This window comes from Pseudomonas sp. IT-P12 (assembly GCF_949767465.1).
Classification (GTDB): Bacteria; Pseudomonadota; Gammaproteobacteria; order Pseudomonadales; family Pseudomonadaceae; genus Aquipseudomonas.
Genome location: NZ_CATKPY010000021.1, coordinates 608,667 through 632,980 on the forward strand (window position 1 = coordinate 608,667; position 24,314 = coordinate 632,980).

The window sequence follows — 24,314 nt, forward strand, 5'->3', positions numbered from 1 at the left end:
CCGCGATTTCTGTGGGAGCGGGCTTGCTCGCGATAGCGGTGTGCCAGCCGATGTCGATGCCGAATGTACAGACGCCTTCGCGGGCAAGCCCGCTCCCACAGGGTTCAGCGGGGATTTCCCCACCGACGCTCATCATCAGGAACACCGCTGTCATGACCGACGCCACACACGCCCCACTGCGCCCACTGGCCGACACATCGCCTTCGGCCATCGTCGCCGGTTTCATCGCGATGATGACCGGCTACACCAGTTCGCTGGTGCTGATGTTCCAGGCCGGGCAAGCGGCAGGCCTGAACAGCGGGCAGATTTCCTCGTGGATCTGGGCCATCTCGATCGGCATGGCGGTGTGTTCGATCGGCCTGTCCCTGCGTTATCGCACACCGATCACCATTGCCTGGTCGACTCCCGGCGCGGCACTGCTGATCACCAGCCTCGGCGGGGTGACCTACGGCGAAGCCATTGGTGCCTACGTGACCTGTGCGGTGCTGGTGACGATCTGCGGGTTGACCGGCAGTTTCGAACGCCTGGTGAAAAAGATCCCGGCGTCGTTGGCCGCAGCGTTGCTGGCGGGAATCCTGTTCAAGATCGGCAGTGAGATCTTTGTCGCTGCGCAGCATCGCACCGCCCTGGTACTGGGGATGTTTTTCTCGTACCTGGTGGTCAAGCGCCTGTCGCCGCGCTACGCGGTACTCGCCGCGCTGCTGATCGGCACCGCGCTCTCCGGGCTCATGGGTTTGCTGGATTTCAGCGCCTTTCATCTGGAGGTGGCGACGCCGGTCTGGACCACGCCGCATTTCTCCCTGGCCGCGACCATCAGCATTGGCATCCCGTTGTTCGTCGTGGCGATGACCTCGCAGAACATGCCGGGCATTGCGGTCCTGCGCGCCGACGGTTACCACGTCCCGGCGTCGCCCTTGATCATCACCACCGGCATCGCCTCGCTGCTGTTGGCGCCATTCGGTTCCCACGGGATCAACCTGGCCGCCATCAGCGCGGCCATCTGCACCGGGCCGCACGCCCACGAAGATCGCCACAAGCGTTATACGGCAGCGGTCTGGTGCGGGATTTTCTACGGGATCGCCGGGGTGTTCGGCGCGACGCTGGCAGCGTTGTTCGCTGCGTTGCCCAAGGAACTGGTGCTGTCGATTGCCGCTCTGGCGTTGTTCGGCTCGATCATCAATGGCCTGAGCATCGCCATGAGCGAAATGAAGGAACGAGAAGCGGCGCTGATCACCTTCATGGTCACGGCGTCGGGGCTGACGCTGTTCTCCATCGGTTCGGCCTTCTGGGGGATTGTGGCGGGGGTGGTGACGCTGGTGATTCTGAATTGGCGCAAGGCCTGAGCGTCCAGCCAGACAAAAAAACGGCGACCCTTGGGTCGCCGTTTTTCATGACATCAGGCTTTCGGATTGATCGGCTTTTCCGGGTACCAGACGTCGAGCAGCGGGCTGACGGTGACTTCGGTCAGTTCGCTGCGGCCCTTGAGCCAGGCTTCCACAGCGGCACGCTGCTCTTCGGACACCGAGCCACGCTTCTGCAGGCACACCAGACCGAAGTCGTCGCCGCCCACGTAGCCCAGACCGTTGGCTTCCATGGCTTCTTTGAGGAATGCGTCGAGGAAAGCATCAATGGCTTCATCAGCCAAATCGTCCTTGAAATCCAGGTTCAGTTCGAAACCCAGCTCTTGAAATTCATCGACGCACAGTTTTTTGCGCAGACGCTGGGAACGGTTAGTCGCCATTGGAACAATCCTCATAAGTAATAACGGGCCGCACTTTAGCAGTTTAAGCGGCCAATTGCCCGGCTCTCTGGACGCGAACGGCAACCGCCTGTAAAAAAATAGCGGTTCGGTCCCCCCGCGTACGGCACAAGGGGTTGCACCTTGGGGCATAATGCCGACACTTTCATGTCACCGAGGGTTTTTATTTTCATGCCCTCCTCTTTTCCCCCTCGGCTGTAGGGTTTTATTTCACATGATCAAATCTTTGCGTCCATTGTTGCTGGCCAGTCTTCTTGTGCCCCTGGCCCTCCCTGTATCCGCCGCCACCATTAACACCGCGCTGACGCCCAACGTCGAAAAGGCCCTGAAGGCCAGCAAGCTGCCGGACAACGCCCTGTCGCTGGTGATGATCCCGCTCAACGGCCCGGGCACCCCGACCATTTACAACGCGGATGTCTCGGTCAACCCCGCTTCCACCATGAAGCTGGTGACCACCTACGCGGCCCTGGAAATGCTCGGCCCCAACCACCAGTGGAAAACCGAGTTCTACACCGACGGCACCCTCAGTGGTGGCATTCTCAACGGTAACCTGTACCTCAAGGGTGGCGGCGATCCGAAGCTGAACATGGAAAAACTCTGGCTGTTGATGCGCGACCTGCGCGCCAACGGCGTCACCCAGGTCACCGGCAACCTGGTGCTGGATCGCGGCTTCTTCCTGCAACCTCAATTGCCCGAGTTCAACGATGACGGCAATGACGAGAACAAACCGTTCCTGGTCAAGCCCGACTCGCTGCTGGTCAACCTCAAGGCCCTGCGCTTCGTGGCGCGCAACGACAACGGTCGGGTGCTGGTGTCGGTCGAACCGCCGATTGCGAGCATCCGCATCGAAAACCAGGTCAAGGCCATCAACTCCAAACAATGTACCGGCGGCGTGCGCTACAACCCGGTGACCCAGCCGGATGGCTCCGTCACCGTGACCGTCGGCGGCCAGTTGGGCGACGGCTGCAGCTCGCAGACCTACCTGTCGCTGCTTGACCACGCCACCTACACCGCCGGTGCCGTGCGCGCGATCTGGAAGGAACTGGGCGGCAGCATCCAGGGCAAGGACGTACTGGCGTCTACGCCCAAGGACGCCAAGGTCGTGGCTCGTGCCTTCTCCCCGGACCTGGCGGAAATCATCCGCGACATCAATAAATACAGTAACAACACCATGGCCCAGCAGCTGTTCCTGAGCCTGGGCCAGAAATTCCGCACCGACGCCGACGGCGACGACGCCAAGGCCGCCCAGCGCGTGGTGCGTCAGTGGTTGGCGAAAAAAGGCATCACCGCGCCGCACCTGGTGATGGAGAACGGTTCCGGCCTGTCGCGATCCGAGCGTGTGAGCGCACGGGAAATGGCAGCGATGCTGCAAGCCGCATGGCGCAGCCCGTACGCTGCCGAGTTCATCAGTTCGATGCCGATTGCCGGGACCGACGGCACCATGCGTAAACGCTTGAAAACCACCGCCATGCGCGGTGAGGCCCACGTCAAGACCGGCACGCTGAACACCGTGCGCGCGATCTCCGGTTACAGCCGCGACGTCAACGGCAACACCTGGGCGGTGGTGGCGATTCTCAACGACAAGGCGCCGTTTGGCGCGTCGTCGGTGCTCGACCAGGTGCTGCTGGACCTGTATCGCCAGCCAAAACTGCCTGAGACGGCTTCGGTGCTGTAACCCGATTTTCGATACACCGGAATCAAATGTGGGAGCGGGCTTGCTCGCGATGGCGTTGGATCAGTCGACATATGTATTGACTGATCCACCGCCATCGCGAGCAAGCCCGCTCCCACAGGGTTCTGCGTGCGCCCTTAGTTCATCTCGCCTTCAACCCGATCCCGACCGGCCTGCTTCGCCACGTAGACCCCGGAGTCGGCCCGCAGCAGCAGCGCGTCCGCGCCTTCGCCCACCCGCCAACTGGCGATGCCGAAACTCGCGGTGACGATGCCGACGTCGTCGATCGGCGTGCTGCGCAGCCCTTGCCACAACTCCAGTGCCAGTCGATAGGCCTTCTCGCCGTCGATGTCCGGGCAAAGCACCATGAACTCTTCGCCGCCCAGGCGACAGAACACGTCGGTGCGCCGCAGCCGATGGCCGATGCGCTCGCACACCGCCTGCAACACCCGGTCGCCCACCGCATGGCCGTGCTGGTCATTGATGCGTTTGAAGTGGTCGATGTCGAGCATGATCACTGACAACTCGCCACCGCCCCGCTCGACCCTCGCCATTTCGGTGGTCAGGCGCTCCTGGAAGTAGCGACGGTTGTGGATCCCCGTCAGCGAATCGGTGATCGACAACGCCCGCAACTCTTCTTCCACCCGTTTCAGGTCGGAGATGTCAGAAATGTAGCCGTGCCAGAGCACGCCGCCGCCCGGCAGTTCTTCCGGCGTCGCCTCGCCACGCACCCAGCGCAGGCCGCGGGTGGGCAGCAGCACGCGGTATTCCTCGCGCCACGGGCTGAGCGTGTCCGCCGATGCCCGGATCGAGGAGCGGACCCGCGAAGTGTCCTGGGGATGAATCCGGGTGAAGATCGCTTCGGCGTCGAGCAGCAACACCTCCGGCTCGAGTTCGTAGATCTCGCGGATGCCATCGCTGGCGTAGATCACACTGAAACGCCCGTCGAACTCCATCTTGAACTGGTAGATCCCGCCAGGCAGATGGGCACTGAGCTTCTTCAGCAACAGGTCCCGCGCCGCCAGCGCCTCATGCACCCGCTTGCGTTCGGTGACGTCGATGCAGATCGCCAGGTGCCCGACCCACAAGCCTTGTTCGTCGAGCACCGGTGTCGCCAGCATGTTCACCGTCAGGTGGCTGCCGTCGCTGCGCACCAGGGTCCACTCCCGCGCCTCGTGTCCGCCCTCCTCGCCGCCTTCCACCAGCATCGCCTGACACGTCGGGATCGGTTTGCCGTAACGCGCGCTCAACTCCGCCGAACGCGCTTCCAGCTCCCGGGGCAGAAGCAGGTTCTCCAGTGTCATGTGCCCCACCACGTTGAGGCTGGAGTAGTCGAGCATCTGTTCCGCCCCGGCATTGAAGGTGCTGATCACACCGCGCAGGTCGGTGGCGATGATCGCGACCTGGGTCGCGGCGTTCAGCACACCCCGCAACTGGCCATGGGTGCCGCGCAGCTCCTGCTCCCGGGCACGCAGCTCCTGGGTTCGTTGCTCGACCATTTTCAAGGCACGCTGGCGCTGGCTGACCAGCACATAGAGCAGCGCGCTGAGCAACAGACTGAGCAGGCCGCCGAGGATCACCAGGCTGCTCACCGAAGAATGGTTGGCCTTCAGGAATGCCTCGCTGGGCTGGATATCGACCTGATAATCGTGGTCGGCCAGCCGCAGTTCCCGGGTCGCGCCCAACTCGCTGTCGGCAGGCCCGCTGGGGGATTCGTAGAGCACTTCGTGCTGATCGTCGGTGGACAGGTCGAGTATGCGCACCGACAGGTAATCGCGGCTGGGTTCCGGCAGGTCGTCCGCCAGCAACTGGCGCATGCTGATCACCGCCATCACGTAGCCGAAGGGTTTGCTGCCGGGACTGCTGTTACGCAGGATCACCGGCGCCACCAGCAGCACGCCCCGTGCATAAGCCGGCTCGATACTGACCAGGTGCATCGGTTGCGACACCGCCATCTGCCCATGCTCGTCGGCCCGGTCGAGGGTGGCGCGACGCAGGGGCTGGGCCAGCAGATCGTAACCCAGCGGTGCGCCGAGCTTGCTTTGGGTCTCGCTGTAGAGCACCGGCACGTACTCGTCGCGTTCAGCCGCCAGTTGCAACTGGCCATCGGCATTGAGTTCGCGAACGGTGAAGTCCGGCAACCCCTCGGCCTGTACCCGGCGCTCGAACTCGGTACGATCGGCCCCCTTCACCCTCAGGGCAAACGAATACGCCTGGGTCCGGCGCAACAGGGGTTGGGTGTAGCCGTTGAATTCGTCGCGTTGAATCGAATCGGAGTTGATGAAAAAACGCCGCAGCCCGTCCAGGCGCTGTTCCTGATCTTCGAAACGCTCGGTGATACGGCTGTAACGTTCGCTGGCCAGCAGTTGAAAACGCTGGTGCAATTGTTGGTCGAACAGATTCAGGGTCGACCAGGCGAGCAAACCGGTGAGGAGCCCGCCGACGACCAATACCAGCAGCGCGACCAGCCAGGCCGAAGCGTCTTCACTGATAAAGCCCAGAATCTTGGGGCGTACGGAGTACAACGACATAAAGGCCACTCAAAACGCCAGGTGCTGAAAATGCGCATTGGCCATGTCTGAGTTATAGCTATTAGCCACTAATTTGGCCAGCCCCACATCGAAGGCTTAAAGGGCCGACGGAAAGGGGAACTGCAAGGGTGGCAGCGAGCCTGCTCGCGATGGAGCATGACGATAACGCTGGATGCCTGACACCCGGCAGCGTTATCGGGTTCATCGTCGCAACGCCGCCCGGAGACGGCTCGCTCCCACAGGGGGTTATCCATTAACGCGCGGTGATTTTCCAGGCACGGTGGATCTTGGCATTACGGGCAAAATCCGGATCAATGGTCTGGGCCGTGATCTCCTCGACCGCATAACGCTCGCTGAGGTTGGGCTCCAGTTCGAACTTGCGGAAGTTGTTGGAGAAATACAGCACGCCGCCCGGTGCCAGTCGGGCCATGGCCAGGTCGATCAACTGCACCTGGTCACGCTGCACGTCGAATACCCCTTCCATGCGCTTGGAGTTGGAGAAGGTCGGCGGGTCGATGAAGATCAGGTCGTACTCGTCACGGCTGGCCTCGAGCCAGGCCATGACATCGCCCTGCTCCAGGCGGTTCTTGTCGGAAAAACCGTTCAGCGACAGGTTGCGACGCGCCCAGTCGAGGTAGGTCTTCGACAGGTCGACACTGGTGGTGCTGCGCGCGCCGCCCTTGGCCGCGTGAACACTGGCGGTCGCGGTGTAGCAGAACAGATTGAGGAAGCGCTTGCCTGCAGCCTCTTTCTGAATGCGCATGCGCATGGGCCGATGGTCGAGGAACAACCCGGTGTCGAGGTAGTCGGTGAGGTTGACCAACAGCTTGATGCCGCCTTCGCTGACCTCGACGAACTTGCCCTGGGCGGCCTGGCGTTCGTACTGCCGGGTGCCGCTCTGACGCTCGCGACGCTTGACCACCACGCGGCTCTTGTCGACGTTCAATGCCTGCGGAATCGCCGCCAGTGCGTCGAACATGCGCGCCGAGGCTTTTTCCGGGTCGATGGATTTCGGCGCGGCGTATTCCTGGACGTGGACCCAGTCCTGATACAGATCGATGGCCATCGAGTATTCCGGCATGTCGGCATCGTAGACGCGGTAGCAGTCGATGCCTTCACGCTTGACCCACTTGCCCAGCGCCTTGAGGTTTTTCTGCAGGCGGTTGGCGAACATCTGCCCGCCTTCGCTCAAGCGCGGCTGTTCGATGACTACCGGGGCCGGTTTGATCGGGTTGCCGTTCTTGTTGTACTGGCGCTCCTGCGGTGCGTCCGGGGTCTGATCGTACGCGGCCTGCTCACGCTCGACCTGACGCTGCTCCGGGGTACGACGCTCGCCGGTGACGAACTGGTCCGGCGTGACCTTGATCAGCAACAGCTTGCACGGCAACGCGCCGTTCCAGAACGAATACTGCTTGTGGCTGCGAATGCCCATGCGCTTGCCCAGGTCCGGGGCGCCGGTGAACACCGCGGCTTCCCAGTTCAGGCAGGCCTGGCGCAGACGTTCGCCGAGGTTCTGGTAGAGATACAGCAGGCTGGCCTCGTCGCCCAGGCGCTCGCCGTACGGCGGGTTGCAGATGACCAGGCCTTTCTGGTTCTGGTCAGGGCGCGGTTCGAACGTGCCGACTTCACCCTGGTAGATCTTGATCCAGTCGCTCAGGCCGGCACGCTCGACGTTGTTGCGGCCCGGTTGAATCAGGCGCGGGTCGGCTTCGTAACCGCGAATCCACAGCGGTGGCCGGGCCATGCCGGCCGCGGCACGTTCGAGTGCCTCTTCGTGCAGTTTTTTCCACAGCGCCGGCACATGGCCGAGCCAGGCGGAGAAGCCCCACTGTTCACGGCGCAGGTTCGGCGCCATGTCGGTGGCAATCATCGCCGCTTCGACGAGGAACGTACCGACACCGCACATCGGGTCGGCCAGCGCGCCGCCCTCGGCCGCAATGCGCGGCCAGCCGGAACGGATCAGTACGGCCGCCGCGAGGTTTTCCTTCAGCGGCGCCGCGCCTTGCTGCAGGCGATAACCGCGCTGGTGCAGGCTGTGGCCCGAGAGATCGAGGGAAAGGATCGCTTCGCCACGGTCAAGGCGCAGGTGAATGCGCAGGTCCGGGTTGAGTTTGTCGATGGACGGACGATCGCCTTGCGGGGTACGCAGTTTGTCGACAATGGCGTCCTTGACCTTCAAGGCGCCGAAGTGAGTGTTGTCGATACCCGAGCCGTGGCCGCTGAACTCGACGGCCAGGGTGCCGTCGCTGAGCATGTGATCCTGCCAGTCGATATCGAGCACGCCGTGGTACAGGTCTTCGGCGTTTTTCATCGGGAAACGCTTGAGCACCAGCAGCACCCGGTTCGCCAGGCGCGACCACAGGCACAGACGGTAAGCGGTTTCCATGGAGGCCATGCCGCGAACGGCAGAGGTGTGTTCGCGCGCGTCTTCAAGGCCAAGCCCGACGGCTTCCTCGATGAGCAGGCCTTCAAGGCCTTTGGGGCAAGTGAGGAAGAGTTCGAAACGATCGGACATGGTAATGACAGAGCCTTTGGCTAGTGGACCGACAACGCATTGCCGGCCCGGTTTTCAATCAGGCGCTTTTCTGAAAGAGCGCCCGCGTGGCACGAAGGTGTGCCGCCCCATCCGTGCTGCTCGGGTTAGAAGAGCTTAGATGCACGGACAGATAAAAAAGTTGATGCAACAAAATGTCATAACGCGACCCTTCGTCGCATAGCGCCCTGGTTAACGGGAGCCATTCTCAGCAGAGGATTAGCGTCATCATCTTGTGGAGGGCTGATCATACAGGGGTTTGCGCCATGAACAGGCAATAAACATTGAGTTACTTATGGCCATAGCATCTTTCTGGTTACGTCCTTATGACAAAACGATCATTCCCTCGATGTGACGCATTGGTTAGAACTCAACACAGGTTGACGCCGCGAGTGACGTCAACACCTTGGCTCGCCACGCCGGCAGCGAGCCCCAACGGCAGACTTTCTGCCAGACCTCGATCGAGGTCAACGCGATAAAAACAGTCAACAAGTGAGGGCAACACCCTATGAGAAGACTTAAGCGTGATCCGTTGGAAAGAGCATTTTTGCGCGGATATCAATATGGCGTTGGTGGCAAATCCCGTGAGCTTTGCCCATTTACTCTACCGTCGGTACGCCAAGCCTGGATCAACGGCTGGCGAGAAGGACGCGGCGACAACTGGGACGGTATGACCGGCACTGCGGGAATCCACAGACTCAACGAACTTCACGCCGTCGGCTAACACAAGGCACACACTCCGACACGACAATCTGATTACGTACCGACTTACCACGCACGCCCCATCCGGGCGGCGGGCTTCGGCCCAGGGGCTCCTTCGAGGAGCCCTTTTTTATGCCTGAATGTTCATCGCGAGCAGGCTCGCTCCCACAGAGTCAGTGTGGGCCTGTGGGCGCAGGCCCGCTCCCCGTGATCAGCGCAGGGCTGCGATCGCGTCGACGGACTCGCGAATCAACGCCGGCCCCTTGTAGATGAAACCGGAATAGAGCTGCACCAGGCTTGCCCCGGCGGCGATTTTCTCGGCCGCGTGCCTGCCTTCGGTAATGCCGCCCACCGCGATGATCGGCAAACGACCGGCCAGTTCCGCCGCCAGCACCTTGACGGTGTGGGTGCTCTTGTCGCGGACCGGCGCGCCGGACAAACCGCCCGCCTCATCGCCGTGTTCCATGCCTTCGACGCCGACGCGGCTCAGGGTGGTGTTGGTGGCGATCACCGCGTCCATCCCGGTGTCGATCAGGGCCTGGGCGACTTGAGCGGTTTCCTCGTCCGACATGTCCGGGGCGATCTTGATCGCCAGGGGCACGTGCTTGCCGTGACGCAGCGCCAGTTCCGCCCGCCGCGTGGCCAGGTCGCTGAGCAGTTGCTTGAGCGAATCACCGAACTGCAGGCTGCGCAGGCCCGGGGTGTTCGGCGAGCTGACGTTGACCGTCACATAGCTGGCATGGGCGTAGACCTTGTCCAGGCAAATCAGGTAGTCGTCGACGGCGCGCTCCACCGGGGTGTCGAAGTTCTTGCCGATGTTGATGCCGAGCACGCCTTTGTATTTGGCCGCTGCCACGCGGGACAGCAGGTGATCGACGCCGAGGTTGTTGAACCCCATGCGATTGATGATCGCCTCGGCTTCCGGGAGGCGGAAGATCCGCGGTTTCGGGTTGCCCGGCTGCGGACGCGGCGTGACGGTGCCGATTTCGACGAAGCCGAAACCCAATTGGGAAAAACCGTCGATGGCCGCGCCATTCTTGTCCAGGCCGGCCGCCAGGCCGACCGGATTCGGGAAATCCAGGCCCATGACGCTTACCGGCGTGCTTGCCGGCGCCTTGCACAGCAAGCTGTTGAGGCCCAAACGTCCACCCGCGCCGATCAGGTCGAGGGACAGATCGTGGGAGGTTTCCGGGGAAAGTTTGAACAGCAGCTGACGGGCCAGGGTGTACATGGGCTGATTCGGACTCTGGGCGATGAAAGTGTCGGCGATTATAGCCGGGCTGCCTGACTCAAGGAACCACAGTCTCCCGCGGCAGGACGTAGACGTTATCGGTGCGCTTGGCACAGCCAAAGACAAAGGGAAAGTAGAAGATCATCCCCATCAGGGCGACACACCCGGCGATGATGTGGGCCTGATAGCCTTCGCCGACCTCTGCACTGTCGAGCAGGATGGCGACCGCTCCGAGGACCAGCGCGAACGAATGCCCCGCCGAGAGGCTGAATGTACCGAAGTCAAACGTCGTATCGGCCAGTTCGCTGCGTGTCGGTCGCTGAAGCCCCGCTCGCACTTGCAACACTTCGTGCTGCACGGCCTGCGGATCGGAGAACACCGAATCGCGCCCCGGGTCCGGGGACAACAACTGGCAACTCCTGCAAAAGATGGAAATCATGTCATCCAGCACCATGCCGGCGCCATTCAACATGCCTTCCACCAGGTCCGCGCCAACGCTGTAACCCAATCCTTGCGCCGCACGGGCCGCACCGCTCAATGGCAGTACTTGCCCCAATTCAGCCAGCAGGAACTGCGCCACGCCGTTGACCACCGTCGTGGCTCCGGTGTTGGCCGCGTTGGGCGCCCCGGCGTTGCTCTGCAAGGACAGGAACAGATTGGGCAAGCTTCGGGCCAGCGTGTAGATCGATCCGCCGATCATCGCCGGGAGCACCCGCTGCGAGGCGCCCGTGAGGTGCCCGGCAATCAACGACCCCAGCAGGACGGCCGCCATGCTCACACGCCCCAGGCGCGACGGTACATTGGCGGTGCCGTTCACCTCATTTCGAATGGCACCGCCGATCAGCAAACCCAGGTCGACGAGGGTCAACGCCAGCGCCACCCATGCACGCCCGGCCGGCGTCGAGTCGCCCTCGCGCAAGGCTAGCTCGACGTGATAGCTCACGGCCTGGCGCACGGCGGTCGCGAGCGCCACGACCAACCCGGTGCGTCCCGCGATATGCAGCAGGTTCAACCCGGGGCCTCTGGTCGACTCCAGCCACGCCCTGCCCGCCTCCAGCAGCGTGCTGACCCGGCTGTCACGGGACTGTTCGCTGTCGGCGGCATTCAACTCCCTGACGCGCGCGAACAGCGACGGATCGACCGGCACCGCCGGCAGGCGTCCCTCGGCAATGAAGGCATCGACCTGGGCGACCCCCTCCAGATCACTGGCGCCCAACGCTGCGCGACAGGCCTCGAGCTGCAGGCTCACCTCGCGGTTCATCAGCGCGATGCCAGTGCCGATTTGCCGGGGTGTGCCCATGTCGAGCACGCGAAAGTCAGGCGATACGGCAAGCTCCGAGGGCTCAGTCGATAACCGCGCGGTGGCGGGCGTTTGCGCAACCGTGGTGACGGCGCGGTTGTACACGGGTAGTCCATTGATCAAGTTCATTCTCCTCACTGCTTGTTCGTAGAGTGGTTGTCGGGCGTGGCCTCACCACTCACTCTTTTCCCAGGCGTCGTCGTCCGTCACCTGGAACACCTCGCGGGTGTAACTCATGACAAACACCTTCATGGCGAAGGCCATGCCATTGACGCCTTTGATTTCCTGGTAGAGCAGCGTTTTGTCCAAGCCCTCGTCTTTCAAATGACTCATGAGCCGCAGCGCCACGTTGCTCAGGGCTTGCGAGGTGGGATACATCGCAGTTCCTGCGTCCGCGCCAGGCAGCGTCTTGAGGAATTCGTAGTGCGTCTTCCAACCCTTGCCCTCCAGCGCCGACAGCCTTTGATGAAGCGCTTCGATGCCCGGATCGACCCCGGACGATTTGCCCGTCGCCTTCAACAATCGCGACTCAAGGGACTCGACCCTGGATACCGGCTCAGCGCGCTGCACAGTCGTCACGGTTTCAATCTTCATGGCGCACCTGCTCGAATTCCGCACACAGCGCCCGCAACCGTCTGATCGAGGCGTCATCCAGCTGTCGAGCCGATTCGGGCAGATTCGCCAACTGCGCCAACAGCAGTGGCTGCAACCGCTCACAGGTCGTACCGATATCGAATTCGAGCAATTGGTCGGCCAAACGAAACACGTAGCGCTCCTCGGGCTGATAGTCGATGACCAGCGCACCCGGCCAGAAGCCCTGCAGTCGCTGGCGCAAGGCCGGGTGCCGGGATTGACAACGCATCGGCAGCAAGACCTGCAACGGCGCGCCGACATCGGCCTGCTCCGCCAGCCAACGCCCGAGCATTTCGTCCAGCCACTCGACCCGCGTCAGTGCCTCACCCAATAGCTGCCGGGCGGCCTGCGTCAGGTCGTGGCGCAACTGCATGCCGAGCGCCTGCGATTCGAGCAAGCCGCCGGCCAGGTCCTCCACAGCCCGGAGCATGCCGCTGGCGTAGCCCTCCTGATACGCCTGTGCGCGAATCGCGGCGGCTTCGGATCGGGCCTGCCCGACACAATCCCGCGCCCAATGTCTGGCCTGTTGCTGCAGGGTGCCTCGCTGGCGCGCGGCGCGAAGGTCTTCGCCTGCCACCCGGGCATCGCTCGAGGCCGGTACGTCATTCAGGGTTCGGATGGAGTCGAGCATGCTGCACCGCCAGAAAGAAAAGCGTGGGATCGGCCGCTGCGACAGGCCACTGTGCATGTCGGTCGACAACGTCGGGAGAGAATTGCAGGGGCAGCCGTTCGCACAGCGGTGCAGGCACGAGCCCGGACAAACCCGACAATGCGTTCAAACCCACGGCTTGCACCTGCTGCATCAGCTCCCCTGCCGGTTCCAGCGGCGGGCTGGTGCGGCCACCCGGCCGGCAACCGGCAAACAGGCGCAAAGACCTGGGCAATCGCTGCAAGGCCCCGCCTTGCGCCAACCGTGGAAACAGTCGCCAGGCCCCCATCAGCCTCGCGATGTGCGGCAGTTGTTGCCATTGCCCAACCCACTGCCGGGCCACGGCCGTCAGTGGCATCGGCAGCCATGGGCCCGGCGGCCCCAGCCCGTCGAGCAGGATCCGGTTGAGTGCACGCCGTGCCTCGGGGCTGTCGAACCCGACCGGCAAATCCAGGCGCTGCGGGTGCAGGTAATCCAGCGGTTCAGTGAGGATCCACCGCAGACGCTCAGCGCACGCCATCGCGTCGTCCTCCTTTCAACAGTCGGTAGCCGAACGCGGCGCCGCCGGCCAACAGCGCGAGCATTGGCACCAGCAGCCAGGCCCAGGGCGAATCACCCGGCCTCGCCATCGCGGATGGCGTGACGTGCTGAGTGGGAGAACGCACCGACAGGACAATTGAAATGTTGTCGTAGTCGACGTCGGCAAAGGTGTTTTTGAGAAATCGCTTGATGTCACCGATCAGCAACTGCGGCTCGACACCTCGCTCGTGCAGGGCCACGGCCGCCAAGTGAATGGGCGCGGCCTTGCGCCCGCCTTCACCGGCGTCCAGGTCATAGCTGACGTGTACCCGCGCCGAGACCACGCCCTCGAGCATGCCGATGGATTGTTCCAGACGCTGCTCCAGCGCCGAATACAACCGGGCTTTCTCTGCCCTGGGAGAAGCGACCAATGCATCGGCGGGAAACATCTCGGCGACGTGCAGCCGTGGTCTGGAAGGCAACGAATAGAGGTTGAGCAAATCCACCGCGGCAGCAAAATCCACCGGGTCGATCTTCACCGCATACCCGGCCTTGCCTGCGTCGACCTTCGTCGCCGCGATATTGTTGCGCTGCAGCACCGCCAGCACTTCGTTGGCCTGCTGCTGGTCCAGCCCTTCCAGCAGGTTGGGCTGGCGACAACCCACCAGCGCCAAACACAACACCACCGGCAACACAGCCGCTTTCATGAGGCGCGCAACAAGGTTTCAGCGGCGCTCACGCTCTTGCGAACCAACACATTGAGCAAATTGATATCGACGTTGTACTGCCCCATCCGCTCCTGCAGTTGCGCCAGCACCTCGGGGTTGGTGAGATCAGGCCGTTGCGTCATTCGCTCGATCGCCGCCACGTCCTGTGCGCTGTCGACCGCCGAACCGGCGAACGCCTCGATCAGCCGGCGCTCAAGGGACACCACCGGGCCTTGCTGCGCACTGCGCAAGTCAGTGAAGGTCGCCGCCCCGACGAGTGAAGGGGAAATACTCTGGATAGTCATGCCGTGCCCCTTGGAAAGAACCATCGCCAGGCAGCGATGGCCCGTCCGGTTGAATGAGTCAGCGAGCCGCCTGGATGATCGCCATGTCGATGTCCTTGAAGCCCTTGACCGTACTGGTCTGGGCATTGCGGAACACGGTGTAGGACGAGAACGCCGCCTGGTAGGCGGCCAACTTTTCCGGGTTGGAGGCATCCCCCTTGAGGGCCGTCAGTGCGTTTTTCAATGCGGTGTTGAGCGCACTCGCTCCGCTTTCGAACGTTGACGCCTGCTGGCCGAGAAAATCATTGTGAAATTTTGCCGCGCTAATGCCTTCAGACATGTGTCACCTCCAGATTTGCTTGGGGAAATGCCAGGACGACGACGTCGTCTTGATGTAGCCCTGAGGGCCGGTTTGAAATGACTTGCCCTTGAGCAGGTCATCCTTGAGCTCGACAGCGAAGTGCACGTAGCGATCGCCCCACTGCCGATGAAACTCGCCGACGTATTGGCGGGCCGCCGCCAGCTCGGCATCGCGCAGGTCCCCGCCGAGGGCAAAGGTCACGCTGCCGGCGTACCCGACCCGGTCGAACGCCAGTGCCAGGCGACGCAAGCCTTGTTCGGCGAGGTCGGCCAACAGGTTGTCGTCCTGTAGCTGCACGGCCACATCCCGGGCATAGGGAGCGGCCTCGAGCAACATGTCGAGCAATCGTGCCTGGCGCTGCGGCGTCAGCGCATTGCGCTGTGCGCTGAGCAGCAGCCGTGGCTGGGTGGGGTCCTTTAAATCGAGGGCATGCCAGGCCAATTGCGGATCGTGCTCGATCAGCAGGTTTTCCAGGCGACGGCGTTCCTGGTCGATCACCAGCACGTTGGCCACGGTGGCGTTGCGCGTCAGCACTTGCCGACTCCAGCCGGCATCCCGTTCGGACGCCACAAAGACGTACACCTTGCGGTCTCGCCCGAGCACGACCTCGATATCGCCGCTGGCGCCGCCGATCAAACTGCGCACATGGGTTTGCGGGGCCGGATCGGGCAGCGGCCAGAGGCCTGTCGAGGCCACCAGCAAGGCCAGTAACAGCCCACCGCCCGCCCACTTCGCGGCGACAGGCAACGGCCAGCGTCCAGCGGTCGATAGCGTCGGCTGCAACGTTTGACTGCCCGGCAGCGCGTGCACCCAGGCCTGCCCGGCTTCCCGCACAACGACCGACAGGCCGCCGATCTGCACGGGCTGCAGGAAGGGGCAATGCCGGGTTTGCGTGGGCTCGTCGAGCAGGTGCAGGGTCACGCCCTTCTGGTCGCTGTCCCTCGGCAACACTTCAAAGTTGCAACCACCCTGCTCCAGAGGAATGAAGATCGCGTCCTCAGGCACACTCACGACGTGAGCGTCCAACAACTCGAGCGGCGCGACGACGAACAAGGTTCGCGACTCGGCGAGCGGGAACTCGCAGCCCTGCAGCGGACCGTTGAGTATCCGCAGGATGCAGGGCCGTGGAGAGAGGGCTGAAATATCCGTCACCGTTCAGGCTCCGGCCAGTGAATGAGCGCTCATCCTAAAAGCCCCGCCCGCGAGGTTCCTGATCGAATTATCGTGGTCATCCACGGGCATCATCAGAATCGCGCTGGCGAACCGCAACTAACCCAGCAGCACCGCCGGATGCCCGACCGGCTCCATGTTCATGGCCTGTTCCCGGTCACTCGACTGGACGATACGTACTCGCAGCATCTTCGCCCGTACGCAGTTCGGATCATGGCGCAGGCACCTGTCGATGCTCTGGGCGGCCTGCCCGTGGCGTTGCCAGAACCAGTAATGCCACGCATGAAAGAAATGCACCTCCGCCAGGTCGGCGTTGAGCATGCAGCGTCGAAACAATACCTGCGCCGCTTCCTCGCAACCGCGCAGGCTGGTCAGCAAGGCAAGGCGCGCGATGGCCGGCGGGCTGCCGGGGTCCAGGGACAAGGCCCTGGCGACCGCCGAATGCGCCAGATCGATGGCATCCTGCAAGTCGCACAGCCCGAGCATCGCCTGCCCCAGCCAGACATCCACCAGGCCACACCAGGCCGGGGCATAGCGCTCGTCCAGTTGCAGGCCATGGCGAAATTGCACCAGGGCATCGCGCAGGCTCTGCGCCGTATGACGCTGGACGCTGCACAAACCATTGAGGTAAGCCACCAGGGCCGGGTAGGACGAACAAGTCGTGGCGCACGGGCGCAAACCCGGCAAGCGTTGCGCAACCAGGCAAGTCAGCTCACCGAGCGCCTCCCCCAGGTCTTCGCCGCGCACCACCTGGGCATGCAACAGCGCATGATCGATACCCCTTATCAACTCGACCGACCATTGCTGCTCGACAGCCTGCGGGACATGGCGTCCGGTCAGGTAAAAGTCCGGCATCAGGCCTTCGACCAGGCAGCGCGCGTCGATGGGTGGGGCGTAGGCGGCCATCAACCCTGAAGGCACGACATGCAGCGCCTCGCCGAATGCCGTGGTCAACTGGCGGATCATGGCGTCCTGCCAATCCAGTGCCTGCGACTCGCTCACCCCGCGAAACGGCAGGATGGCCAGCGACGAGACCCTCACGGCTGCCTGCTCGTTGAGACCCAGCGCCACCACCGGGCAGGTGAATCGGTAACCCTGACCGTACACCGTCGCGATAAAGTCCTTGTTGTCCTTGAGCAGCTTGCGCAGGGCGTAGATGCAGCGGGTCAACGACTCTTCGCCCGCATCGGTCGCGGGCCATACACAGTCCAGCAGATGATCCTTGGTGATCACCTTGCCCGCCGATGCCAGCAGCAGGCGCAACACACTCAATTCCTTGGGGGGGACGTGGACTCCGTGTCCATCTCGCATCAGCGTTCCATCGCTTTGCAGTAGCCAGTGGTCAAAAACGAACGACTGCACCGGCGCTTTATCAGTTGCACTGTCCATACTTTGAAACTTCTCTATAGGAAGGTACTGAAACGCAATTGAGCCCGTCGCGGGACGGGCTCAAGATGACAAGCTGCGTGACTATAGGAAGTTGGGTGAGAGGATTCCGCAGGGCGATCTCACTTCTGAGCGATGAAAATGCGATTTTTGCCGTAGGACAAAAACTGCTGCGTCCGCTCAGAAATTCAGCATCGCCTTGAGCATGTCCGTGTACTGACTCAAGTGCGAAGACAGGATCTTGTTGAAGTTGTCGTGATAGGCGTTGGCATTGGAATACTTCTGCGTGAACGATTGCAGCCGGTTCTTCAGACAGTCTTCCTGGGCGGTGAAGCCGGTTTGCCAGGACTGGAACCTGGCGGTATCCCAGTCGACACTGGCGCCATTGGGCGGCAGTTGGCCGATCATGATGGTCAACGGGCTGAGGTCCATCACGACGCTGTAGCCACCGTTGGCGTTTTTCCTCAGGCAGTCGTCAGGCAACCCGAGCGCCTTCAGCCACTTCCCGGCTTCTTCCCGGGTGGCACCGCCCATGCCCGGAGCCGGGAACAGGACAGCGGCAGCGCGAGGGGGTGAGTACCGGCTCACCAATGCCAGCAGCGCGGACCGCAGCTCAGCGACGTTCAACCTGACTTCCTTGCCGTCCTTCACCCCCTTGATCCAACCCTCCAGTTTGGCGGTGATGTCCTTGTTGAACGCGTCGAAGAACCCGGTGAAGACATCGATGATGTGTTGATAACCCGCCAGGTAGGTGTTCTTGATCAGGCCGATCAGTTCCTGCAGCTTGTCAAAGAAGTCGCTGGAGCCGTTGCGGTGCTGCGTGAGCTCGCCGGCGATGCCGTCGGGAGGTGAGGGATTGTGTTGCACCTGCGACAGCACGCCCTGCTGAGCGGCGCTCAGGCGTTGTTGCTGCTCCGGACGCAGGGATTGCTGAATATGCGACATCACCGCGCCGGACTGACGCACTTGCTGCGCCCACATCTGCGCGCGAGTGCGCTTGCCCTGGAGCTGCTCGCCAAACTCGGCCATGGTCGCGTCCGCGCCGCTGCCCGCCAGCAACTGCTCAGCCAGTTTCTGCGCTGGCGGCTGGACCTTGAGCAGGTTGTCGAGCTGGCGTTGGATCCCCTTGTTCGAGCGGTCCAGCAACTGCACGAGTGGCTGGACAACCTGAGGCGTGCGCGGCAATTCATCGGGCAGAGGCCTGGCGTCGGCCCGACGGGCGTCGACGGCCTGGTGAGTCGGTGGCGCTGTGAAATCGGCAATTCTCATGGAGGGCTCCCGATCAAGTCGCTTTTCCGATGACTTCAATCCGTGACTGGAACAGCTGCATCACGATCTCCATGAGTTTTTGCAACAGTGCCGCATCCGACGAGTCCTTTTGCCCGACTTCATCGCCCAGGCTTTTCTGCGTGTTGTGCGCGCTTTGCTGCAGGACCTCCTTTTCCCGCGCGGCGTGTTCGCCGATGCGCACCATGCTGGTCACCACCTGGCTCAGGCTCATCGACATCGCGTTGAGTACGCGGCCGATCTCCAGTCGCTTCTCGATGCCCTTGCCGCTCGTCTGGCTCAGCCAGTCGGAGGTGCGGCCGACGTTCTGCGCCTTGATGATTTCACTGTCGAACCAGGCTTGTTCCCGGGCGTTCAGCGTCGAACCCTGGGGTTTGAAATCGACGGTTTGCATTCGGGCAAAATCATCGAATACCGTGATTTTGTAGGCAGTGTCCGGATTCCAGTCATCGCGAACACGCGCCTGCTGCAAGTCACGCTCGACGATGCCGGCGTCGAGGGCATTGCGCTGGTGCAGGTCGATATCGGCTTGCTTGAGCCCTTGCCCCTGGAACGTCTTGAGCAGCGCAAATCCGGCGATGGTACCGGAGACCACGGCGGCGGTGATGGCGCTGAACATCGCCGCCTTGCCCGACTCGACGATGGCCGCGCCCTGGGCCTTGGCGGCATCGGCGGCCATCACGCTGAAATGCCCGCGCAGTTGGGCGTTGGCGACCCGCGCGACATTTAACGCGATGATCGCGGCGACCAGCACGTTCGCGTGTTTTTCCCAGGCACCGGGATCGAACAGCAGATTGTTGCGCACCTCCTCACCCACCGTCAGCGTGGCCGCGAGCAAGTCCTGCTGATCGGACCCGGTGGGTTGATAGCCGTCGATGCCACGTTCAAGCTCCGCTGCCGAAACGCCAGGAACGGGCGGGTTGGCCAGCACCTGGCCCTGCCCCACCACACCCTTCAAGGACGAGTCGCCGGGCGACAGCCAGACCTTTTCGGCGCCTGCCGTGCTTCGCGACGGCATGACGACACCCAACGCAGGCACTGCATTTGTACTCATGAGCAACTCCTTCTATCGGTGAATTCAAACCTGCCGGGCCATTTGCACGCTGACGGCATGGCTGCGTTGCAGGTCGGCAAAGACCTGTTCGATCTGCCGGCCACGATCCTGCATCGCCTTGCCGTAGTCCTCGACGATGCGTGTCAGGTAACGGGTGAGCTCGTCGTTGACCGCCATGTGCACCCGGACATCGGCCAGGTGCCTGGCGGCCTGGGCCTGATGCACGCCACTCTGTGTACCCATCACGCCCTGCGCGCCGACGCCGCCGAATTCGGTGACCGCCTGGGCCACCTCGACCCTGGCGACGTAGCGGGCCAGTGCCACGGGGTCCGCGCCCCGGCTGACGAAATGGCGTAGTTGACTGAGCATCTGGGTCAGCGTGTTGCCCATCGACGACGCCAACTGCCGCGCGGCCTGCACTGCCGCCGGTGCGGCCTGGGCCACCACCGAGCCGATTTTCGAAGCAACGGCACTGAGCAGCGGCCCGATCACCTTGATCCCGACCATGACCGTGAGCACGATGGCGGCCAGTGTGGCGGCGATGCCCGCAATCATCCCGGCGATTTGCCCGATGTCTTCGGCTGTCTTGGCGTCGACGCCAAACGCCATCAACGTCTTGGTGTACAGGTCGGTAAACAGCTTCACGGCTTCCTGCATCACCGTGGTCAGCGGTTTCATCACCTCGGCCATGAACGATGCGCCGGTGAGTTCCCGGGTCACCTCGTCCGCAATCATGATGGCGGCGCCGATGACCCCGACGGCGATCAATACCGGGTTGACCGTCAGGACGCCCGCCACAATGGTGGCGATGGACACCAGGGCACCCACGACTTTACCGACGCAGCCCATGGTCTTTTGCAACGCTTCGGCCTTGCGCACTTCCTCCAGGTACTGCTGCGATTCAAGCTGCATTTTTTCCTGCAATCTGGCCTGCAGTTGCAGCAACAGCTCCTGATTGAGCGCTTCCTTGTTCTGCGCGGAATCGCCCAGCAGCTCGATGAGTTTCAAGCGGTTCAGCAGCGCCAGCGCACTGGCGCTCAACGCCTTTTCATCGGCCTGCTTGAGCGGAGCGCCCGCGACACCTGCCTCCACCACCTGGCCAGTCAGGAGCAGCAGGTTTTTCGCGGCGGCATTGGCGGTCTCGATCAGCTTCAAGTGGGCATCGGTGGCCGTTTGAACAGACTGGGTCGCGGTCGTCAGCTCACCCTTGAGCCGGTCGCGCCGCGCCAACTCGCTCGCATACTCCGGTGATTCGGCGGCCAGGCTGGCCAGACGGGTTTCGCTGGCATCCCGCTGGCCCTGAACGCTCTGCAGGCGCTCACGTTGTTTCTCCAGTTGCTGCAGACTGTTTCCCACCGCGCCCTCGGCAGTTTCCAGCGCCGTCACGGCCAAAGTGTATTGAGTGGCGAGTTTTTCCTGGCCCTGCTGCCGGGCGCCAGCCAGGCTTTGGGCCATCGCCAGCCGACTCTTCAGCTTGTTGATGTCGACCTCGCCGATCAGTTCGCTGATCATCGCCATCAGCAGCGTGAACAGATCGCCCTGCGCGGCTTTTCCAATGTCCCGTGCCATGGGCGGGTGCAATTGCGGTCGTCCCGGGGCCGGCGCGGACTGACCGGGTTCGGCGTGGTAATTCACCGACATCAGGGCGCCCAGCGCCTCCTGGCCCGCCTTGCGATAATCCACCCGGGCGGCGATTGCATCGCCCGTGAAAGTGTCGGAACGGCCAGACCCAAACACAGAGGCCGGATTCATTGTGCGGCTGATGTCACTCATGTTCAGTCCTCCGAACAGTCCTTTTCGAGGGGGCCCAATGTGTCCAGATACACCTGGGCCTGGTGGCGCAGGTCCTCCTGCGTCGCCTGGTCGAGTACGTACTCGAAACACAACCTGGCCTTGGCGATCCGGCCCAGGGCAAGCTGACACTGGCCGGTGTACAGCATCGGTCGGTAGTCGTTGCGGCCCTGGGCGAAGGCGATGGCATAGAGGTCGATGGCTTTCTGGTGGTTGCACTTGAGTTGATGCACCGCCGCCAACCCCATCCAGTAATGGCTGTTGTAAAAATCGTAGATGCACAGGAAATGAAAGAACTTCTCGGCATCGTCCAGGCGCCCCTGCTCATAGAACTTGAACGCGAAGGCGTACAGGTCATCCATGTGCTCGTCGCTCAAGCCCTGAACCTGCTTCAACGATGCTCCGGCGAGGACGGCATCGACGATGCCCAGGGCGACCTGCTCGTCTTGTTGGTTGTCACCACTCATCGGCCACACTCCTGAAAAAGTGCCAGCGTCGCCGGCCCGTGCATTGAGCCAAAGCACCGGCAGGGGCGCTGCCAAATTGCGCTCAAAACGCCCGCCGGATTGCCTGTGGGAGCACGCCTGCTCGCGAAACACGGCCAGACAACCCGCGTCATCGTTGACGACCGTCGCCAGCGGGCTCACGCCCGCAGCGATCCGCCATCACGCCTGTTCGACCTGCTCCAGCCAGATCAACAGGCGCAGGACTTCCTCGACTTCCTGCACCTGCAGGAAGCTGTAGCGCTGATGAGTCTTGAAAATGCGGCGGGCCAGGGCCGGGTCGTTGATCACCGGGACGCCGACTTCCCGGGCGTAGGCCCGGACGGCCAGGGCGCGCTGGTTGGTTTCCATCAGGGAGATGAAAGGCAGCACGATGATGTCCGGGCGGAAATACACGCCGATGGCGATATGGGTGGGGTTGGCGATGATCATCCGCGAGCTGCGCACATCGGACCTGACCTGCTCCGACAGCAGCTCCAGGTGCAGGTCGCGGCGACGCCCCTTGAGGTGCGGGTCGCCGTCCAGTTCCTTGTGTTCGCGCTTGACCGCATGCTTGTCCATCCTCAGCTCGCGCATGAACAGCCAGTATTCGCTCAGCGCATCGAGCACCACGATTAACAGCACACAGAGCAGAAACGCCAACACCAGCACCAGCAGCAAGTGGCCCCAGATCGCGAACAGATCCGGGGCGCGGGCAAACAGTTGGGCAAACAGCAAATGCCGCTGAGTGATCCAGACCATCCACAGCGCCAGGGCAAAACTGCCCAGGTACAGCAGCGCCTTCACCGTGTCCTTGAGCGTGCGCAGGCTGAACAGTTTTTTCAGGCCATTGATCGGGTTCAGCGCGCCGAAATTCAGCTTCAAGGCTTCGCTGGCCAGGGCAAAGCCGCTTTGCAGCAACGCCGGTACGGCGCTGGTCAGGACGCACACCACCAGCAGCGGCAGCAGCGCCTTGAGCCCCACGAGCACCAGCGTCGCCGAATACTGTTGCAGGTCGGCGTCGAAATCCCGGGCGATGATGCGTCGATAGACCTCCATGATCTCCAGCAACGAGCTGTTGAATACCATGTAGGCGATGCCGCACAGCGTCAGGCAGGTGACGACCAGATCCCTGGCCTTGAACGTCTGCCCCTTGCGCGAGGCATCGCGCAGGCGCTTGGGCGTGGGTTTTTCAGTCTTCGAGGCGCTGGACGACATCACCCGCCTCCCCGTCAGCGGACAAATAGTGCGCCACCCCTCGGGAGCCGGCGCCCATGCGCAGGACTTCATCGGGCACGTGCGCGCCGAAGTACAGCATCAGCACCATCACCGCCACCAGGCTCTTGACCGTCAGCGACACCGAAAACGCGTTCATCTGCGGCGCATACCGCGACAACAGACCCAGCAGCGCCTCGCTGATCAACAGCGTCGCCACCACCGGCGCGCTGATCACCAGCATCTTGCCCACCAGGGCATCGAGCAGGCCGAACAGCGCGTGCACATTGATCTCGCAGGCATCGACCGGGGCGCACAGGCGATAGCTGTGGCCGACGGTTTCAAGCATCAACCGCATGCCGCCCCCTTCGAGGTACACCACGGCGGCAAACAGTTGCAGGAAGTTCGCCAGCTCCGAGGTATCGACGCCGTTGGCCGGGTCCACGGTGCTGCTGAGCAGGGCCCCACGCTGGTTGTCGATCAGGTTGCCCATGGCGTGCAGGACCCAGAACGGCCAGCACAGCAGGACGCCGAGCAACACGCCAATGCCAGCCTCGCGCAGCAGCCAGCCGAAGAATGCCAGGCTGTCGAGACGCGGCAGCGGCACGCCGACACTGGCCCAGAACCCCGCCGCCACCAGCAGGATCACTGCCTGGCGCGGTGCCCCGGTCAACACGCCGCCGTTGAGAAACGGCAGCATGAAAAAAATCGGCGCCAGGCGTGCAAACCCCAGCAGCGCAACGGCAAACCAGGCATACAGGTCGAAAAACAGGGTCGCTGTCATTCGGCTAGGCCAACGCCAGGCGCATGACTTCACGACTGAAATCGAGCAGGGTTTCACCGTACCAGCCCGAGAGCAAAAACAGGCACGCCGCCACCGCCAGCAACTTGAAACCGAACGGCAGCGTCTGCTCCTGCAACTGGGTCACGGTCTGGATCAGCCCCACGACCAGGCCGACCACCGTGGCGACAATGATCGGCCAGGCGACCATCAGCAGGATCAGGTACAGAGTCTTGTTGCCGGCATACACCAGGTCGTTCATCGGCG

General features: G+C 62.8%; 23 protein-coding genes. 3 read left to right on the plus strand and 20 right to left on the minus strand.

Annotated features, from left to right (window positions below):
• The first annotated feature begins 152 nt into the window (after window positions 1-152).
• Window positions 153-1,343 (plus strand): benzoate/H(+) symporter BenE family transporter, encoded by a 1,191-nt coding sequence (locus tag ACM6IM_RS11800; RefSeq protein WP_414865203.1) that lies wholly within the window; start codon window positions 153-155, stop codon window positions 1,341-1,343.
• A 53-nt stretch (window positions 1,344-1,396) separates the two neighbouring features.
• Here ACM6IM_RS11800 and ACM6IM_RS11805 read toward each other — a convergent pair whose 3' ends face one another.
• Complete coding sequence (locus tag ACM6IM_RS11805; RefSeq protein ID WP_192301881.1) at window positions 1,397-1,741, minus strand: YggL family protein; 345 nt, start codon at window positions 1,739-1,741, stop codon at window positions 1,397-1,399.
• A 232-nt stretch (window positions 1,742-1,973) separates the two neighbouring features.
• On the opposite strand from ACM6IM_RS11805, the gene dacB reads away from it, so the two are divergent.
• Window positions 1,974-3,434 carry a D-alanyl-D-alanine carboxypeptidase/D-alanyl-D-alanine-endopeptidase gene (dacB, locus tag ACM6IM_RS11810; RefSeq protein ID WP_414865204.1) on the plus strand — a complete coding sequence of 487 codons (1,461 nt, stop codon included), beginning with the start codon at window positions 1,974-1,976 and terminating at the stop codon, window positions 3,432-3,434.
• A 134-nt stretch (window positions 3,435-3,568) separates the two neighbouring features.
• Here the strand turns inward: dacB and ACM6IM_RS11815 are convergent, their stop codons facing one another.
• Window positions 3,569-5,962 (minus strand): diguanylate cyclase, encoded by a 2,394-nt coding sequence (locus ACM6IM_RS11815; protein WP_414865205.1) that lies wholly within the window; start codon window positions 5,960-5,962, stop codon window positions 3,569-3,571.
• Window positions 5,963-6,215: 253 nt separating this feature from the next.
• Window positions 6,216-8,477 carry a bifunctional 23S rRNA (guanine(2069)-N(7))-methyltransferase RlmK/23S rRNA (guanine(2445)-N(2))-methyltransferase RlmL gene (gene rlmKL, locus ACM6IM_RS11820; protein ID WP_414865206.1) on the minus strand — a complete coding sequence of 754 codons (2,262 nt, stop codon included), beginning with the start codon at window positions 8,475-8,477 and terminating at the stop codon, window positions 6,216-6,218.
• A 526-nt stretch (window positions 8,478-9,003) separates the two neighbouring features.
• On the opposite strand from rlmKL, the gene rmf reads away from it, so the two are divergent.
• A complete protein-coding gene (gene rmf / locus ACM6IM_RS11825) occupies window positions 9,004-9,219 on the plus strand; it encodes a ribosome modulation factor (protein ID WP_003223300.1) in 216 nt (71 codons plus the stop codon).
• A gap of 189 nt (window positions 9,220-9,408) precedes the next feature.
• Here rmf and ACM6IM_RS11830 read toward each other — a convergent pair whose 3' ends face one another.
• From ACM6IM_RS11830 to ACM6IM_RS11910, 17 genes are all read right to left on the minus strand, one after another.
• On the minus strand, window positions 9,409-10,428 hold the full coding sequence (locus ACM6IM_RS11830) for a quinone-dependent dihydroorotate dehydrogenase (RefSeq protein ID WP_414865207.1): 1,020 nt from the start codon (window positions 10,426-10,428) through the stop codon (window positions 9,409-9,411).
• Between the two features lie 58 nt (window positions 10,429-10,486).
• Window positions 10,487-11,851, minus strand: a complete 1,365-nt coding sequence (locus ACM6IM_RS11835) for a hypothetical protein (RefSeq protein WP_414865208.1) — start codon at window positions 11,849-11,851, stop codon at window positions 10,487-10,489.
• Window positions 11,852-11,899: 48 nt separating this feature from the next.
• Entirely contained in the window at window positions 11,900-12,322 is a 423-nt protein-coding gene (locus ACM6IM_RS11840) for a hypothetical protein (protein ID WP_414865209.1), read from the minus strand.
• Window positions 12,312-12,992 carry an oxygen-regulated invasion protein OrgB gene (locus tag ACM6IM_RS11845; protein WP_414865210.1) on the minus strand — a complete coding sequence of 227 codons (681 nt, stop codon included), beginning with the start codon at window positions 12,990-12,992 and terminating at the stop codon, window positions 12,312-12,314. The genes ACM6IM_RS11840 and ACM6IM_RS11845 overlap by 11 nt, the downstream gene beginning before the upstream one ends.
• On the minus strand, window positions 12,964-13,530 hold the full coding sequence (locus ACM6IM_RS11850) for a secretion system protein (RefSeq protein ID WP_414865211.1): 567 nt from the start codon (window positions 13,528-13,530) through the stop codon (window positions 12,964-12,966). Before ACM6IM_RS11850 ends, ACM6IM_RS11845 begins: the two co-directional genes overlap by 29 nt.
• Window positions 13,517-14,236, minus strand: coding sequence for an EscJ/YscJ/HrcJ family type III secretion inner membrane ring protein (locus ACM6IM_RS11855; RefSeq protein ID WP_414865212.1), 720 nt, complete (start codon window positions 14,234-14,236; stop codon window positions 13,517-13,519). The genes ACM6IM_RS11850 and ACM6IM_RS11855 overlap by 14 nt, the downstream gene beginning before the upstream one ends.
• Window positions 14,233-14,541, minus strand: coding sequence for a type III secretion system inner rod subunit SctI (sctI, locus tag ACM6IM_RS11860; RefSeq protein ID WP_201189443.1), 309 nt, complete (start codon window positions 14,539-14,541; stop codon window positions 14,233-14,235). The genes ACM6IM_RS11855 and sctI overlap by 4 nt, the downstream gene beginning before the upstream one ends.
• A gap of 58 nt (window positions 14,542-14,599) precedes the next feature.
• Window positions 14,600-14,860, minus strand: a complete 261-nt coding sequence (gene sctF / locus ACM6IM_RS11865; protein WP_414865213.1) for a type III secretion system needle filament subunit SctF — start codon at window positions 14,858-14,860, stop codon at window positions 14,600-14,602.
• Window positions 14,861-14,863: 3 nt separating this feature from the next.
• The gene (locus ACM6IM_RS11870) at window positions 14,864-16,033 is read right to left on the minus strand and encodes a PrgH/EprH family type III secretion apparatus protein (RefSeq protein WP_414865214.1); all 1,170 of its coding nucleotides are present in this window, start codon (window positions 16,031-16,033) and stop codon (window positions 14,864-14,866) included.
• A gap of 117 nt (window positions 16,034-16,150) precedes the next feature.
• Window positions 16,151-17,440, minus strand: a complete 1,290-nt coding sequence (locus tag ACM6IM_RS11875; RefSeq protein ID WP_414865215.1) for a winged helix-turn-helix domain-containing protein — start codon at window positions 17,438-17,440, stop codon at window positions 16,151-16,153.
• 177 nt (window positions 17,441-17,617) lie between these two features.
• Window positions 17,618-18,706 (minus strand): IpaD/SipD/SspD family type III secretion system needle tip protein, encoded by a 1,089-nt coding sequence (locus tag ACM6IM_RS11880; protein WP_414865216.1) that lies wholly within the window; start codon window positions 18,704-18,706, stop codon window positions 17,618-17,620.
• A 13-nt stretch (window positions 18,707-18,719) separates the two neighbouring features.
• Window positions 18,720-19,778, minus strand: coding sequence for an IpaC/SipC family type III secretion system effector (locus ACM6IM_RS11885; protein ID WP_414865217.1), 1,059 nt, complete (start codon window positions 19,776-19,778; stop codon window positions 18,720-18,722).
• A gap of 24 nt (window positions 19,779-19,802) precedes the next feature.
• Entirely contained in the window at window positions 19,803-21,551 is a 1,749-nt protein-coding gene (sctE, locus tag ACM6IM_RS11890) for a type III secretion system translocon subunit SctE (RefSeq protein WP_414865218.1), read from the minus strand.
• 2 nt (window positions 21,552-21,553) lie between these two features.
• The gene (sicA, locus tag ACM6IM_RS11895) at window positions 21,554-22,036 is read right to left on the minus strand and encodes a type III secretion system translocator chaperone SicA (RefSeq protein ID WP_414865219.1); all 483 of its coding nucleotides are present in this window, start codon (window positions 22,034-22,036) and stop codon (window positions 21,554-21,556) included.
• A gap of 198 nt (window positions 22,037-22,234) precedes the next feature.
• A complete protein-coding gene (locus ACM6IM_RS11900) occupies window positions 22,235-23,269 on the minus strand; it encodes an EscU/YscU/HrcU family type III secretion system export apparatus switch protein (RefSeq protein WP_414865220.1) in 1,035 nt (344 codons plus the stop codon).
• Window positions 23,244-24,050 (minus strand): type III secretion system export apparatus subunit SctT, encoded by an 807-nt coding sequence (gene sctT / locus ACM6IM_RS11905; RefSeq protein WP_414865221.1) that lies wholly within the window; start codon window positions 24,048-24,050, stop codon window positions 23,244-23,246. Before sctT ends, ACM6IM_RS11900 begins: the two co-directional genes overlap by 26 nt.
• 4 nt (window positions 24,051-24,054) lie before the next feature.
• Window positions 24,055-24,309: an EscS/YscS/HrcS family type III secretion system export apparatus protein gene (locus ACM6IM_RS11910; protein WP_192301900.1), complete on the minus strand. Its 255-nt coding sequence runs from the start codon at window positions 24,307-24,309 to the stop codon at window positions 24,055-24,057.
• Window positions 24,310-24,314: the final 5 nt, after the last annotated feature.

Bases quoted from the DNA above. Each gene is read 5' to 3' on its own strand.
- ACM6IM_RS11800 (WP_414865203.1), top strand. From the start codon at position 153: ATGACCGACGCCACACACGCCCCACTGCGCCCACTGGCCGACACATCG.
- ACM6IM_RS11805 (WP_192301881.1), bottom strand. From the start codon at position 1,741: ATGGCGACTAACCGTTCCCAGCGTCTGCGCAAAAAACTGTGCGTCGAT.
- dacB (WP_414865204.1), top strand. From the start codon at position 1,974: ATGATCAAATCTTTGCGTCCATTGTTGCTGGCCAGTCTTCTTGTGCCC.
- ACM6IM_RS11815 (WP_414865205.1), bottom strand. From the start codon at position 5,962: ATGTCGTTGTACTCCGTACGCCCCAAGATTCTGGGCTTTATCAGTGAA.
- rlmKL (WP_414865206.1), bottom strand. From the start codon at position 8,477: ATGTCCGATCGTTTCGAACTCTTCCTCACTTGCCCCAAAGGCCTTGAA.
- rmf (WP_003223300.1), top strand. From the start codon at position 9,004: ATGAGAAGACTTAAGCGTGATCCGTTGGAAAGAGCATTTTTGCGCGGA.
- ACM6IM_RS11830 (WP_414865207.1), bottom strand. From the start codon at position 10,428: ATGTACACCCTGGCCCGTCAGCTGCTGTTCAAACTTTCCCCGGAAACC.
- ACM6IM_RS11840 (WP_414865209.1), bottom strand. From the start codon at position 12,322: ATGAAGATTGAAACCGTGACGACTGTGCAGCGCGCTGAGCCGGTATCC.
- ACM6IM_RS11845 (WP_414865210.1), bottom strand. From the start codon at position 12,992: ATGCTCGACTCCATCCGAACCCTGAATGACGTACCGGCCTCGAGCGAT.
- ACM6IM_RS11850 (WP_414865211.1), bottom strand. From the start codon at position 13,530: ATGGCGTGCGCTGAGCGTCTGCGGTGGATCCTCACTGAACCGCTGGAT.
- ACM6IM_RS11855 (WP_414865212.1), bottom strand. From the start codon at position 14,236: ATGAAAGCGGCTGTGTTGCCGGTGGTGTTGTGTTTGGCGCTGGTGGGT.
- sctI (WP_201189443.1), bottom strand. From the start codon at position 14,541: ATGACTATCCAGAGTATTTCCCCTTCACTCGTCGGGGCGGCGACCTTC.
- sctF (WP_414865213.1), bottom strand. From the start codon at position 14,860: ATGTCTGAAGGCATTAGCGCGGCAAAATTTCACAATGATTTTCTCGGC.
- ACM6IM_RS11875 (WP_414865215.1), bottom strand. From the start codon at position 17,440: ATGGACAGTGCAACTGATAAAGCGCCGGTGCAGTCGTTCGTTTTTGAC.
- ACM6IM_RS11880 (WP_414865216.1), bottom strand. From the start codon at position 18,706: ATGAGAATTGCCGATTTCACAGCGCCACCGACTCACCAGGCCGTCGAC.
- ACM6IM_RS11885 (WP_414865217.1), bottom strand. From the start codon at position 19,778: ATGAGTACAAATGCAGTGCCTGCGTTGGGTGTCGTCATGCCGTCGCGA.
- sctE (WP_414865218.1), bottom strand. From the start codon at position 21,551: ATGAGTGACATCAGCCGCACAATGAATCCGGCCTCTGTGTTTGGGTCT.
- sicA (WP_414865219.1), bottom strand. From the start codon at position 22,036: ATGAGTGGTGACAACCAACAAGACGAGCAGGTCGCCCTGGGCATCGTC.
- ACM6IM_RS11900 (WP_414865220.1), bottom strand. From the start codon at position 23,269: ATGTCGTCCAGCGCCTCGAAGACTGAAAAACCCACGCCCAAGCGCCTG.
- sctT (WP_414865221.1), bottom strand. From the start codon at position 24,050: ATGACAGCGACCCTGTTTTTCGACCTGTATGCCTGGTTTGCCGTTGCG.
- ACM6IM_RS11910 (WP_192301900.1), bottom strand. From the start codon at position 24,309: ATGAACGACCTGGTGTATGCCGGCAACAAGACTCTGTACCTGATCCTG.